We start from the raw sequence: 14,464 nt of genomic DNA on the forward strand, positions 1-14,464 counted from the left end.
AGAACAAAAACTGTCTCGGTACTATAAGGTCAAGCCACGGGATGACAGAGGTACAATCGATCCACGCAGCAACTTTATGTAATAATAACTTTTCGCAGAAGCGGTAATAACACCGAGGTATAGGCTATCTCAGGCAATTCTTTTAGGTAATACTATTTATTGGTTATTGACATAATCTTAAAATGGTGCTAAACATTAAAAATTAAGAGACCATCTGTAAATAAGTTTAATTAGTAGTTAAAGAGCTTTTTTAGCAAAAATTGATAAGATTTTTGAAAGAATATTATTTGTATTTCAAAAAAATCTTACTATTTGCAGCAAAAAATAATTTAATTAGCCTTAAAATTTATTTACAGATAGCCTCTAAGGTAGAGCTTTCTTGACTATTTAGCTTCTAGTCAAAGAAAGATAAGTTTTTTATCTTTACTTTATATTTCTACAGTTAAAAATATTTATGATATCTTTAAAGGTTAATAGTTTAATACAAAATTGGCGTTGGCGTAGATAATTTTTTGCGTTTATATGTTTGCTATATGCAAATTTAGATTTTGATTATTAAATTATAACTTATGACAGGATATTAAAATGTTTATCTCTAATATTTTTCAAAAATTCTTTTCTTTTTGTTTTATTTATCACAGCTGCAATTTATGCGGGTCAAAAAAAAGTAGCAATTATTGTTCCGCTTGAACATGCTGCAATGACCGAGATTATATTGGGAATTAAAGAGTCGCTAAAAGATATAGATGCAGAAATTATAGTTAAAAATGCTCATGCTGATTCTAATATTTTACTTGCTATTATAAAGCAAATAAAAGATCAGGATATTGATGTAATAATTCCAATAGGCACGACAGTCAGCCAAACTGTTATTTCTCATATAACAAATAAACCGATTGTTTGTGCTGCTGCTATGATTAACAGTAAAAACCTACCTTTAGTTACCGGTGTTAACGATGAGATAAAAATCACCGACACCATTAGTAAATTACCTTTTTTACAGAATATCACTTTAATTTATAGCAGTAGCAAGAAAGTTATACCTGAAGTAGAAATGTTAAAATTATATACTGGAAAAAACAATATTTCTCTGCACACGGTAATGATACAAAATTTAAATGATATGCCGGTCGCTGTAAAAAATGCTCCTGAAAATACGCAGAGTTTTGTAATTCTGAAAGATCATTTGGTAGTTAGCGGAATTAATATTTTAAAGCAAGAAGCATTTAAACGCCGTATTCCTATCATTGCTTCCGATGAAGGGTCAGTAATTAGCGGGGCAACTATTGCCGTAGGAGTGCAAGAAAAGCAAATAGGCGTAGAAGCGGGGTTAATGGCAAAAAAAATCTTGCAAGGAATAGCACCAAAAGATATTCTGTTTGGGGATATGCAAGACTTAACTTTGTTTATTAATCTTCAATCTCTATCAAAGCAAGATATTCTAACTAAAGAAAATTTATCCGTACTTCCTTTCGCTCATAAAGAACTCGAAGAGTAGTATACTAAGATAGAACTTCAAAAATTGGCTACGTCGTTCTGCAAGTACTACGGTACTCACGTATTAAGTAACGGCTTCCGTTCCTCGTCTTGTGAACCGATTACTCTTTTTGAAGTTGATCTTCGTATACTGTTTTTCATTAAATATAAAGTATAATAATATGAACATTTTAGTTACTGCTCTTGAGCAATCCTTAATAATGTTGCCGCTTATTTTAGGGATGTATATAATATCGAATCTTGAAAATTACCGATCTTACCGTAGACGGTACTTATGTACTAGGAGCTGCCGTATTTGCCCGCAGCCTTTCGTTTGGGTTATTTCTTGCATTAATATTTGCCGTAATAGCAGGAGGAATTATCGGCAGCATAGTTAGTTTTATGCAGAAGAATAACCGCATTAACGGGCTTATAGCCGGAATACTTGCAAGTTTTATGCTTTATTCCGTTAACTTGCAAATTATGCAGCGTCCTAATATATCGGTTCTTGGTATGCCGACTCTGCTATCTATATTAGATCTCGAAAATTGGTTAGTGCCTTTAATAATAATTAATTGTCTTATTATATTTGCTGTTATAATTTTATTGAAAGGTAAGCTCGGTTTATTCCTTCGAGCTTTTGGTTTTAATAAAGATTTATTGATTAATTTAGGAAAACCTGCCGAGCTTTATCGCATGCTTGGTCTTAGCATAAGCAACTGCCTAGCTGCTTTAACAGGTACTTTATCGGCACAAATAAACGGTTTTGCCGATATTAATATGGGTTTTGGAGTGGCATTAGTTGGTATCGGTGCGATTGTTATAGGGCGGTATATTTTTTAATCCATGCTAATAATTTTAATGCGTTTAAAAGTAAAATAATATACCTATAAAAAGAGATATTTTCTTGTTTTATAGGTATATTATTTTACTTTATTGCTTTGAGCGTTTTACTCCGAATTGGCATCGATCCTATAAACCTTAAGCTTATTTTAGGGATAGTATTGTTTATTTCGCTCAGTACGGTGGGTAAGAAATAATACTTGTAATGTCATTCCCGTGTGGCATTGCCCGCGTGGATACCTGAACCGTCATTGCGAGGAGCGAAGCGACGTGGCAATCTAGAAAAATAATAAAAAAATGCTATGCATTTTTAACTGGATTACTTCGTCAATTACTTCGTAATTTTCCTCGCAATGACGGAAAAAACGAGTACATTTTCGATTAAAAAGACAAAATTATGAAACCTTATTTATATGCAGAAAAAATAGAGTGCAGAAAAAATAGAGTTCAAAGTTAAGGAAAGAACCACGCCTATAATTACGGAAACTACTCTAAATATTGCTAAAGAAGAGTTTGTTGTAATACTCGGGGCTAACGGTAGCGGTAAGTCTACTTTAGCTAAAATACTTGCCGGTTATTTAAAGCCGACTAGCGGGAAAGTATTTTTAGATCAAATCAGAATCGATAAAATACCTAAAGGTCAGAAAGCTCGTACGCTGGTTACATTAACGCAAAAGGCTGAAGAGAGGCTGTTTACCGAGCTAATGCTTGAGGAAAATATTATTCTGTGGGAAAGTAGATTCCCTAGTAATGAACGGTTAACTTCTAGCGAGGTGCTAGAGCTTACAGGTTCGCCTAAACGCTTTGGGTCTTTACTTTCACAGTCGCTCAGTAAATTTTCCGGCGGCGAAAAGCAGATTATACTGCTGGCACTTAGTATAGCTCATCCGCCTAAAATATTATTTCTAGATGAACATACTGCAAATTTAGACCCGAAAGCTTCGCATGCAGTGATGAAAAAAACAGCAGAAATTATAGAGAAACATAAGATAACTTCCGTTATGATCACGCATAATTTGGAAGATGCCGTAAATTACGGCAAAAGGATTATAGTCTTAGATAGTGGTAAGGTAGTACTAGACTACTTAAAACCACCGAATTTTTCTTTAAAAGAGTTGAAAGAGATGTTAAATTAGAAGTGAATATCTGATGTATTGATCGAAAAACCTACTCGATGTCATTCCCGCGTGGCATTGTTGCGTGGATACTGAAGGTCGTCATTGCGAGGAGCGAAGCGACGCGGCAATCCAGGAAATAATTAAAAAAATTCTGTAAATCAGAATTTTTTACTGGATTGCTTCGTCAATTACTTCGTAATTTCCTCGCAATGACGGATAAACAGGTCCACGCAACAATGCCTTCCCGCGTAGGCGGGAATCCAGAAAAAAGTATAAATACAGCAAATTTTTGAAATTAAAAGCTCGATAGCTTCTATATTTCCATCAAGTACTGAAGAATATAAAGGAGTAAAACCGTGATCGTTCTTTATTTCTAAGTCAATATTAGCAGCATTTTGAAGTAAAAATTCCATTTTATCTATAGAATTAGATAATACGAGTTTATATAAAATCGTTTGTCCGTAATTATCCTGAATATTAGGACTAGCATTATATTCAAGTAATAATTTAGCTCTTTTTAAGTCTCCCAAAAATAATGCATGAAATAATGCTGTGTCTCCATACTCATTTTTGTGTTCGTCAATATTGACTTCACTTTTTAATAAAGCTTGAACTTCACTAAGATCGCCATAAGCTAGTTTTGTAAATAAATTGTTGTTATTATCATTTATCATGGTTTTTTCTCTTGTTAAAATTAGTTAAAATAATTATTTTCATATAATTTTTATATCATTCTTAATTTTTTAAGAATGATATAAAAATAATGAAGTGATATTATACACAATATTTTTAATCTTTGCAAGTTAATAGTTAATTTTTTAATTACTTATTAGATTTTGGATAAAACCAAACTAGGAGTAAACAGATTAGAAGACCGATATTTAAGAGTAGATTATACTCTGTCATAGAAATACCGAAGATTTTGATTGCGGGTTTCGTGCAGGAAGTGATTGGCTGAGAGTAGAACATTTGCTTGATATGTTGTATAGACAAGCCTTTCGGGATACGGATCATCGATGAGCAAAGAGCGCTTGGTTGTACTATCCCTCTTTCTACGAAGCTATGATATGTTGATAATATGCAAGAGCTAAGGATAGTTAGGAGAATGAATATTAAAGTATATTTGCTTAATTGTCTGATGATTAAAGCAGTTAAGCAAATTTTGATTAGCGTTAAATAGGGAAACCTTTCGTAAACGCATAAAGGGCAGGGTGTATAATGGAATATATATTCAGCAATATAAGCGGTAGCAAGTGCTATTATAGAAATTGCAATTAGTCCTAAATGTAGAACTTTATAGCTATCTTTTCTGATGTAATTTATAATAGTAGTAAATGGCATGGTTTTTGAGGTTTTTGATTCTTTTTTAAATGTCATTGCGAGGAGAGGCAAAGCCTCGACGCGGCAATCTCAGGAAGTTTGACGAGATTGCAGCAAAGCTTCGCTCCTCGCAATGACGTTAATTTGATATTTTACAAATAAATAAATTTAGTATATTGTCACTGATTATTAATTAAAGTGCAAGAAAAATAAATGTCAGAAATTTGGGAAGATGCTATTAAGTCAAACGCTTGGCCTTTTGTCGAAGCTAAGAAGATATTAGACAGCTTAAACGGTAAAGCTCCTGAAAAAAATTATGTATTATTTGAAACGGGTTATGGTCCTTCAGGTTTACCTCATATCGGTACTTTTGGTGAGAATGCTCGTATGGTGATGGTGCAGAAAGCGTTTGAGCAATTGTCCGATATTCCTACTAAGCTAATTTGCTTTTCTGATGATATGGACGGACTTCGTAAAGTTCCTAGTAATATCCCAAATCCTGAAATGGTAGCACAATATATGGATATGCCGCTTACTTCTATCCCTGATCCGTTCGGTGAATGTGAAAGTTATGGGCATTATATGAATGCAAAGCTTCGCTCATTTCTTGATAAATTCGGCTTTGAGTATAAATTTTATAGCAGTACTAACTGTTATAAGGCGGGTATGTTTGATGAAATGCTGATAAGAGTGCTAGAGAAATATGACGAAATAATGGAGCTGATGCTACCGACTTTTAGAGAAGAGCGAAAGGCTACCTATTCACCTTTCATGCCTATATGCCCGAAAACAGGTAAGGTACTGCAAGTACCTATAGAGAAATGGGATGCTAAAGCAGGTACTGTTACGTATAAAGACGAGGACGGTAATTATGTAGAAGTACCGGTAACGGGAGGGCATTGTAAATTACAGTGGAAGCCGGATTTTGGTATGCGTTGGGCTGCTCTTAAAGTCGATTATGAAATGTACGGCAAAGACCATCTAGCAAATGCTCGACTTTATTCAGAAATTTGCCGAATCCTAGGAGGCAAGCCGCCGGTGCAGCTATGTTATGAGCTATTTTTAGATGAAAACGGTGAGAAAATATCAAAATCAAAAGGTAATAGTATTAGCGTCGATGATTGGCTTAAATATGCTCCCGTTGAAAGTATAGCATTATTTATGTACCAAAATCCGACTAGAGCTAAGCGTTTGTTTTTTGATGTAATACCTAAAAATGTTGATGAATATATTACTTTTAATCAGAAATATCATTTAGAAGAGGATAGGGCAAAGCGTTTTGCAAATCCAGTTTATCACATACATCACGGGAATGTACCAAAAATTGAGACTTTTGGTATTACCTATGCGTTGCTTTTAAATCTTACTTCTGTGTGTAATCCTTCCGATAAATCGGTACTTTGGGGATTTATTAGCAAATATGAGCCAAAAGCAACTCCAAAGACTAGTCCTTATCTTGACCACTTAGCAGAATTTGCTATAAGATATTATAATGACTTTATTAAAGCACATAAATCATATTTAGCTCCTTCTGAAAAGCATAAGGTTATTTTACAAGATATATTAGACATGTTATCTAGCATATCTGATCAAACAGAGGCGGAAAGTATTCAGAAAGCAATATATGATATAGGAATGAAAGCAGGATATGAAAATCTGCGTGATTACTTTAAAGATTTATATCAGATATTGCTAGGACAGAATGAAGGTCCAAGACTTGGGACTTTCATAAAGCTTTACGGGGTGCAGGAAATGAAGAAGCTGGTTGAAGGAAAGTTGTAGGGTAAAGGGCTTTAAAATCGTCATTGCGAGCGACTGCAAGGAGCGTGGCAATCTCAGGATATTTGACGAGATTGCCGTGTCGCTTCGCTCCTCGCAATGACGTTAAAATAAAAACTATTAACAAATGAATGAAATTTTTTGTAGTACGTTACCTATTTTTTTAATTACGCTTCTTGGTAGTATTATCAAAAATAAATGGTTAACTTCAGAAGAATTTTGGCGTGATATTGAGAAATTATCGTATTTTGTACTATTTCCTGCCATGCTGTTTAATTACGTATCTACTGCCGACTTAAGCGTTGCATCGATAATTAAGTTAGTAGTGGCTCTTATTATTTCCACTATCCTTGTATCAATTGGTCTTATAATTTACCAAAAAAAATACAACATAGATAAAATCCAATTTACTTCCATTTTTCAAGGATCAATTCGTTATAATAGCTACATTTTTTTTGGAGTAAGTAGCCCTCTGCTTGGTCCTAGTGGGCTTTCTATTGTCGCCGTTATTTCTTCTTATATGATTATTTTTACCAATATTTTATCGGTAATGATTTTCGCTTATTATATCCCTAATAAATCCGTTACTAATACTATTAGAACTAGTTTTGTTTTAATGATGAAATTAATTGTGCGTAACCCGTTAATTATCGCAAGTTTAGTAGGGTTCGTTTTTAATTACTCAAATCTTGAATTACATTTAGGGCTTAAGAAAACACTAGATAGTCTTTCTAATGCTGCTTTAGCTATTGGTATGTTAAATGTTGGAGCAGGGCTTAATTTTACTATTAGGCGAGAGCTTTTACACAATGTAATGTTTACAAGCTTTATTAAATTAGTTGCATTTCCTCTAGTTAGCGTAATAGTATTATGGTTAATGTCAATTGAGGGGATAGATAGATCGGTAGGAATATTATATAGCTGTCTTCCATGTGCAAGTACGGCTTATATTCTATCTCGTCAGCTTGACGGTGATCCTGATTCTATGGCGTCGATTATAACATTTACTACTTTTTTCTCAGTGGTTACTATATCAATTATTATGTATATAATGGGGTGAATTTACCACGTCATTGCGAGGAGCGAAGCGACGTGGCAATCTCGTTAAACCTCCTGAGATTGCTTCGTCGAATTACTACGTAATTCTTCTCGCAATGACGAAAAACCAAAACAAACAAAACAGGAATTTCTAAAATGGATGAAATGAATAAAATAAATTATGCTGAAGCCCTTGAATATCATGAAAAAGATAAACCGGGTAAAATCACTATTTCTGCAACAAAGTCTTTAGTTACTCAGCAAGATTTATCGCTTGCGTATTCACCGGGTGTAGCTGCTCCTTGCCTTGAAATTGCTAAAAATTTAGAGGATGTATATAAATATACCGCCCGCGGTAATTTAGTTGCCGTAATCTCTAACGGTACTGCCGTACTTGGGCTTGGTAATTTAGGAGCGGCTGCTTCAAAACCGGTAATGGAAGGAAAAGCCGTACTATTCAAAAAATTTGCCGATATTGATGCAATTGACTTGGAAGTGAATACGGAAGACCCTGAAGAATTTATTAATGCCGTGAAATATCTCAGTTATAGTTTTGGGGGTATTAATCTTGAAGATATTAAAGCTCCTGAATGTTTTATTATAGAAGAAAAATTAAAATCTTTAATGGATATACCGGTCTTTCATGACGATCAGCATGGAACGGCGATTATTACCGCCGCAGGGCTAATAAATGCAGCATATCTTACTAACCGCAAGCTTGAAGATTTAAAAATCGTAGTTAACGGAGCAGGGGCTGCAGCCATTGCTTGTATTGATTTATTAATTGCTCTTGGAGTCGGTAAATCAAAGATTATTTTATGTGATACTAAAGGCGTTGTTTACAAAGGACGCCTAGAAGGTATGAATAAATGGAAAGAGCTATATGCAAGCGATACTAAGGTTAGAACCTTAGCAGAAAGCTTAAATAATGCAGATGTATTTATAGGGTTATCGGTAAAAGGGGCGGTAACTAAAGAGATGGTGAAAGGGATGGCAAATAATCCGATTATTTTTGCTATGGCTAACCCTGATCCGGAAATTACTCCTGAAGATATAAAGCTTGTGCGGGATGATGCAATTATAGCAACAGGGCGATCTGATTATAATAATCAGATTAATAATGTTATGGGATTTCCTTATATTTTTAGAGGAGCATTAGACGTAAGAGCAAGGACCATTAATACAGAAATGAAAATAGCAGCAGCAAAAGCTATTGCAGATTTAGCCCGTAGACCTGTACCGGAAGAGGTGTATAAAGCTTACTCAGGGCGTAAGATGGTTTTCGGTAAGGAATACATCATTCCCGTACCGTTTGATCCTCGTTTAATTACCGTAGTAGCAGCGGCGATTGCCGTTGCTGCAATAGAAAGCGGCGTTGCTAGGGTTAAAGATTTTAGTATAGGTAAATATAGGAAAGAATTGGGGAGTAGATTAAACCCTACTGCTAACTATATGAATTTCTTAGCTGAAAAAATTCATAATGCACCGCTTAAGCGGATTGTTTTTGCTGAAGGTGAAGAAGAAGAAGTAATTTCTGCCGCCCTTATGATGCGAGACGAGAAATACGGTCATCCGATTATAATCGGTCGTGTTGAGCGAATTGAGGCTACGTTAAAAAAGATAGGTCAAGATATTAGCTTAGACGGAATTCAAATAATGAATGCAGCTTTAACTGATAGTTTAGAGAAATATATTGATTATTTATATAAAAGACTTCAGAGAAAAGGCTATTTATATCGTGATTGTGCTAAACTTGTTAAAACAGATAAGAATATTTTTGCTGCTTGTATGGTAGCTTGCGGTGACGGTGATGCTCTTTTAACCGGTGTTACTAAAAGCTATATCGATAGTTTAGAAGATATCATGAAAGTAATTTCGCCAAAACCTAATCGTAGAATCCTTGGCTATTCAATTATGATTGCTAAAGACAATAATATTATTATTTCTGATAATTGTATTGCTGAATATCCAAACAGCTTAGAGCTTGCTCAAATAGCAACACAAACGGCAGAAATTGCTAAAAATATGGGGATTACCCCAAGAGTTGCTCTTCTTTCTTTTTCCAGCTTCGGTAATGCTTTTAAGGAAAAAACAGCTCGTATTCGTGAAGCAGTAAATATACTAGATAATTTTAGTAAAGACAAAGAAGAGCTAAGCGGCATGAAAGTAGATTTTGAATATGATGGAGAGATGTCGGTTAAGGTAGCTTTAGACGGTGATTTATGTAAATTATATAAATTTTGTAGATTATCAGGATCTGCAAATGTATTAATTATGCCTGGTTTAAATTCAGCGGCTATTTCTACTGAATTATTACAAGAATTTTCATCTAATAGCTTCATAGGTCCTATAACAAACGGTTTTGAAAAACCCGTTCAAATACTTCAAGCTACAGCAACAGCTAATGAAATACTAAAAATAGCAACTTTTGCTTGCGTTGAGGCTATAAAAGAGGTTTAAGAGGCTATCTATAAATAAATTTTAACCGATAATTTAATTTTTTTTGCTGCGAATTATAAGATTTTTTTGAAATATGAATAACTATTCTTGCAAAAATCTTATCTAATTAGCCTCTAAAATTATATTGTTTGTTAATATCAATTTCTGAATAAAATCTTACAAGCCACAGTAACAGATAGTAAAATATTAAAAATTGCGGCTTTTACATTTAATTAATTTGTGAGGGATAAAATGGACTCATTAGTAAAAAACGAAGTAATTAAACTTTTTAATGATAAGCCAAAAAGCGGAATTGTAAGAATTAAAAAATGGTGTGCTGATAATAATAAAGATTTTGCAGAAGAAACTGCTAAATTTTTTTATGAGGAAAAAAGTAATCTAAATTTAGAGTTTGTAGGAGATTATCTTGGAACAGCTGGAGGCGATAATAAAAAAGTATTAGAGAGTTTTACTAAGCAATTTGATTTTAAAGAAAAAGATTATTTAGAAAGTTTACGTGGGTTTTTACAATCATTTAAATTACCGGGCGAAGCTCAAAAAATAGATAGGTTAGTCGAAAGTTTTGGGACAAACTATTATGAACAAAATTTAAACGGTGAAATAAAAAGTAAGGATGCCGCATATATACTAGCTTACCAAACAATTATGCTTAATACCGACTTGCATAATCCTAGTATTGCCGAACCAAAAAAAATGACTTTTGAGCAATTAAAGAATAATTTAAAGGGTACTAATGAAAGTCAAAATTTTAATGATAATTTTTTGAAAAAGATATATGACGGAATAAAAGCCAAACCTTTCGTACTAAATTTTGTAGATAGTAGTCCTGGTTATGAGATAGATAATATAAGTTCGCAAAATGATCAAACTTTTAAAAAATTAAGTAAATTCTTAGAAGAAAAAAGAAATATTCAAGACATCTTTCCTAAATTACAAAATAATAATTTAACGGCAGAATTTAAAAATCCTAAAACATTGCTTAATAAGTTTACCGGTTATGAAGGGAGTGTAATAGTTAAAGATGAGAAAGGCGGTAAAGCAGAAATTCAAGTCTATAAACCAAGTGTATTTTCAAGATGGTTTTCAGGAGAAAAGTCTAAAATCATAATTCAGCCTTTAAGTGAAGAAGGAAAGCAGCCTTCAGAACAATCATTAAAATTAGCAGCACAAATTACCGCAAGCTTTGAAACTAAAGTAACATCTATTAAAGCAACTTATGATTATTTAAAGGAAGATTTAAAGAGTCGGTATGAGAACATTAGAAATCCTAAAAAAGAATTAGAAAGAGCTAGTTCTATTGCAGAACTACATAAAAATATTAAAGAAATTACAGAAATTGTACAGCAAACAAATCAACAAATACCTGAAAAACCTTTGGCTTCTAAAGAGAGTTTTGAAGATCTCACACAAGCAGAGATAGGAATAAAGCCGGTAGAAATACTAATAAAGAGTTCATCTCAACCAGTAGAAAAGCCAAAATTTAATTCTTTTATAGAAGAGTTAGCATGGAAGAATGCACAAAGAAAGCAAAGTGTTGATACTCCAATAAGTCAAAATAAAGAACCTAAAATCCAAACAGATAATCATGCAAAAATTTTAGAAGAATTAAAGCAAAAACAGAAAGAATTAGAAGATAAGAAAAAGGGGCTTGAAGAAAAAAAAGCTAATTCTAATATTACTAGAGAAGAAAGATGGAAAATTGTTGCAGAATTGGAATCTATTAATAATCAATTTAAAGCTATAGAAAAAGAATATAATACTATTAATAGTGCTTCAGATAGAGAAAAAAAGTTTGATAATAAAAATAATCCCTCATCGCCTACGAAAGGAGAACCGACAGCTGCAGATTTACAGCAACAAGGAGCATTAGCAGCTATAAAACGTATGAAAGAAGAGAAGATAAAGCAGCAGCAAGCAGAAGCTACTAATCAACCTTCAAAAAATACTTCAACTATGCCTAGTGGTACTATACCGGTGCCGCCTCCAATGCCTGGGAGTGGTCTTTCTGTCCCACCACCACCTCCGCCACCGCCACCACCTCCTCCGTCAATTCCAAATATTGTAAAAAAAGAGGCGAAAGATATTGGTAAACAAATACCTCAGGAAGGAGATAAGCATAAAGAAGGACTGGCAAAAGCTATGGAAGCACAAAGAAAAAAAATAGAAAAGCAAAACTCAGGAAGAGGAATGTAATTATTATAGTATCATAATGGAAATTTAATCTAAAATAAGCTATTAACGAATTAGAATGATTTTACAATTTAATTGCAGTTTAGCCCAGATTTTATCTGCAGTATATATAGGATATCCTGTAATTAATCCTAGACTAATACAAGCTCTATCGCCAAGAGATAAACCAAATTGTTCTGTTTCTTTCTTTAAGTGTCCAATTCTATAGCTTGATCAAAATCTAAGGCTACAATTTTGTTTATTGAAGCTGAGATCATTTCTTTACTTTGAATAAAAGATATATTCAATTTTTTATCTAGTTCAGCCACTACTTCTGCTATATTTACTGTAGACATAATAGATAACGGTAATAATTCTTCGACCTTGTCACTACCGGTTTCTGAGTTAAATAATGCAAGTAAAGCAGATGAATCTAAAATATATTTATTCATTATTAAATTTTATTTTTTAGAGGAATCAATGTTAATTCTTTACCAAGTATTAGCATTAACTGATCTCCTGAAGAAAGATGTAATTGATCACGAATTTTTGCAGGAATATTTATTCTGCCATTTTCAGATATAGTAACTTTATATTCTAAGTGCATATTTTTAAAATGGTTAAAAATTGAATATATACCAAATATAAAATATTATAGTTAAAACTACAATAGTAAAATATATTAAATTAATTTTCTTTCACACAGCCTAAAGAGTTTGTATCATATGATGTTGTCACCAAAAGAAAATATTATATGTCTAATTCAGCTTTTTTAGTTGCATTTTTTACAACGATTATCCGTTATTATGATTATGCTCTATTCGGTTTATCGGCTAGTATTCTTGCACAAAATTTCTTACCTGATATAGAGCAGGATAAACAACTACTCGGTTTTTTTGCCATTCTTAGTGCAGCCGTTATAGTACGATCTTTAGGGTCTTTAATTTTTGGATTTATCGGAGATAAATACGGGCGTACTAAATCTATTAAGATATCAATGTTCATGAGTAGCATTTCTACCGGATTAATTGCTATTACTCCTTCCTTTGAGATGATAGGTATTTTTGCTACGGTAATACTAACATTATGTCGAATGGTTTTTTTAGCAAGCCTTGCCGGAGAAGTTGACGGGATAAAAATTTATGTAGCTGAAAAAACAGGATATAATCGGAAAAATTTAAATATAGGAATAGTTTCATGCTGTAGCCAAATAGGTGCATTACTTGCGGCTATAGCTTATTATTACGCTAGTAATTCTAGTATCTGGTATTTATGGCGTTTAAATTTCTTTATCGGTGCAATATTTGGTTTATTTGCTATTTTGATGGGAAATTTTTTTAAAGAAAGTAGTGAATTTTTATATTATAAAAATAAACCTTCATCAAAAAGTACCATACGACAAATTATAAAAGATAATAAACTATCTTTTATAATAGCATTACTAATAAACGGTGCTATTGGAGGAGTGTATCATTTTTTAGTAATTTTCTTAGGAGTTTTTTTAACAAAAATAGCTTTTGTAAATCATCCTGAAATAAGATTTATGAATATAGCTCTTACTACTACCTATGGAATATCAGCCGTTTTTGCAGGGCTGCTTGCCGATAAAATAAACCCTTTAAGACAGATTACATGGGCTTTATTTGTCAGCATTATTGCTGCTTTAGGAATGCAAATAATGTTATACAAACAAATATTTAATATTCTCTGTCCCGTTATATTAATAGGACTTGCAGCATTTTATGCAGTACCGCTACAAATTATTGTTCAATCTTTGTTTAAGACTAATGTTAAAATGAGGCTTTATAGTCTATCTCATTCTTTTGGCGGTATTATTCTATCCTCAACTACTCCTTTCTTTAGTATGTTGTTGTGGCAAAATTTTAAGTCACTATCTCTAACTTTAAGCTTTTTCATATTTTTGCTTATAATATTAATGAGTACAGTGTTAGTTTTACGTAAGATGTTATCCTTACATGGATACTAAATCGTCGTTGCAAGTGGGTATTGTTGCGTGGATACACGAACCGATTGCTTCGTCGAATTACTGTGTAATTCTTCTCGCAATGACGGAAAACCCATCCACGCAACAATGCCTTGCGAGTGACTAAAGGCTTTGTTGCATGGCTCAATTTCATCTCTGTCATCCCGTGGCTTGACCACGGGATCCAGTTAAAAATACTAATAATTTTAGTATTTTTTATTGTTTTTGCGGGAATGACATAAATGAGCCATGCAACAGACTCAAAAACAAGAATAAC

At 33.1% G+C, this 14,464-nt stretch carries 9 protein-coding genes and 5 pseudogenes; 9 read left to right on the plus strand and 5 right to left on the minus strand.

The genetic code is table 11. The features are described from left to right. The first annotated feature begins 585 nt into the window (after positions 1 to 585). The 4 genes and pseudogenes from BN1174_RS06820 to BN1174_RS06830 all read left to right on the plus strand — a co-directional run bounded on the left by BN1174_RS06820 (position 586) and on the right by BN1174_RS06830 (position 3,455). Positions 586 to 1,498, plus strand: a pseudogene (locus BN1174_RS06820) (ABC transporter substrate binding protein). Between the two features lie 160 nt (positions 1,499 to 1,658). After that, positions 1,659 to 2,516 (plus strand): annotated as a pseudogene (locus BN1174_RS06825) (ABC transporter permease). 53 nt (positions 2,517 to 2,569) lie between these two features. Further along, positions 2,570 to 2,683 (plus strand): annotated as a pseudogene (locus BN1174_RS12770) (lytic transglycosylase domain-containing protein); the annotation flags it as partial. 76 nt (positions 2,684 to 2,759) lie between these two features. Continuing rightward, a complete protein-coding gene (locus BN1174_RS06830; RefSeq protein WP_408005896.1) occupies positions 2,760 to 3,455 on the plus strand; it encodes an ATP-binding cassette domain-containing protein in 696 nt (231 codons plus the stop codon). Between the two features lie 170 nt (positions 3,456 to 3,625). On the opposite strand, the gene BN1174_RS06835 is transcribed toward BN1174_RS06830, so the two are convergent. Continuing rightward, positions 3,626 to 4,111: an ankyrin repeat domain-containing protein gene (locus BN1174_RS06835; RefSeq protein ID WP_040257556.1), complete on the minus strand. Its 486-nt coding sequence runs from the start codon at positions 4,109 to 4,111 to the stop codon at positions 3,626 to 3,628. 148 nt (positions 4,112 to 4,259) lie between these two features. Continuing rightward, complete coding sequence (locus BN1174_RS09205; protein WP_082022325.1) at positions 4,260 to 4,778, minus strand: disulfide bond formation protein B; 519 nt, start codon at positions 4,776 to 4,778, stop codon at positions 4,260 to 4,262. Positions 4,779 to 4,970: 192 nt separating this feature from the next. On the opposite strand from BN1174_RS09205, the gene BN1174_RS06840 reads away from it, so the two are divergent. The 4 genes from BN1174_RS06840 to ralF all read left to right on the plus strand — a co-directional run bounded on the left by BN1174_RS06840 (position 4,971) and on the right by ralF (position 12,227). Then, the gene (locus BN1174_RS06840; RefSeq protein WP_040257558.1) at positions 4,971 to 6,539 is read left to right on the plus strand and encodes a lysine--tRNA ligase; all 1,569 of its coding nucleotides are present in this window, start codon (positions 4,971 to 4,973) and stop codon (positions 6,537 to 6,539) included. Positions 6,540 to 6,663: 124 nt separating this feature from the next. Continuing rightward, on the plus strand, positions 6,664 to 7,596 hold the full coding sequence (locus BN1174_RS06845; RefSeq protein WP_040257560.1) for an AEC family transporter: 933 nt from the start codon (positions 6,664 to 6,666) through the stop codon (positions 7,594 to 7,596). A gap of 134 nt (positions 7,597 to 7,730) precedes the next feature. Continuing rightward, positions 7,731 to 10,034: an NADP-dependent malic enzyme gene (locus tag BN1174_RS06850; RefSeq protein WP_040257562.1), complete on the plus strand. Its 2,304-nt coding sequence runs from the start codon at positions 7,731 to 7,733 to the stop codon at positions 10,032 to 10,034. A gap of 231 nt (positions 10,035 to 10,265) precedes the next feature. Continuing rightward, complete coding sequence (gene ralF, locus BN1174_RS06855) at positions 10,266 to 12,227, plus strand: T4SS guanine nucleotide exchange effector RalF (protein ID WP_040257564.1); 1,962 nt, start codon at positions 10,266 to 10,268, stop codon at positions 12,225 to 12,227. A gap of 42 nt (positions 12,228 to 12,269) precedes the next feature. Here ralF and BN1174_RS06860 read toward each other — a convergent pair. Both BN1174_RS06860 and BN1174_RS06865 read right to left on the minus strand, forming a co-directional pair. Next, positions 12,270 to 12,655: pseudogene (locus BN1174_RS06860) on the minus strand (type II toxin-antitoxin system VapC family toxin). A 5-nt stretch (positions 12,656 to 12,660) separates the two neighbouring features. Then, positions 12,661 to 12,810, minus strand: a pseudogene (locus BN1174_RS06865) (AbrB/MazE/SpoVT family DNA-binding domain-containing protein); the annotation flags it as partial. Positions 12,811 to 12,957: 147 nt separating this feature from the next. On the opposite strand from BN1174_RS06865, the gene BN1174_RS06870 reads away from it, so the two are divergent. Next, entirely contained in the window at positions 12,958 to 14,190 is a 1,233-nt protein-coding gene (locus BN1174_RS06870) for an MFS transporter (RefSeq protein WP_040257566.1), read from the plus strand. Here the strand turns inward: BN1174_RS06870 and BN1174_RS10275 are convergent. Then, on the minus strand, positions 14,187 to 14,366 hold the full coding sequence (locus tag BN1174_RS10275) for a hypothetical protein (RefSeq protein ID WP_156138534.1): 180 nt from the start codon (positions 14,364 to 14,366) through the stop codon (positions 14,187 to 14,189). The genes BN1174_RS06870 and BN1174_RS10275 overlap by 4 nt on opposite strands. Positions 14,367 to 14,464 lie beyond the last annotated feature (98 nt).

It is taken from the genome of Rickettsia hoogstraalii, assembly GCF_000825685.1.
Classification (GTDB): domain Bacteria; phylum Pseudomonadota; class Alphaproteobacteria; order Rickettsiales; family Rickettsiaceae; genus Rickettsia; species Rickettsia hoogstraalii.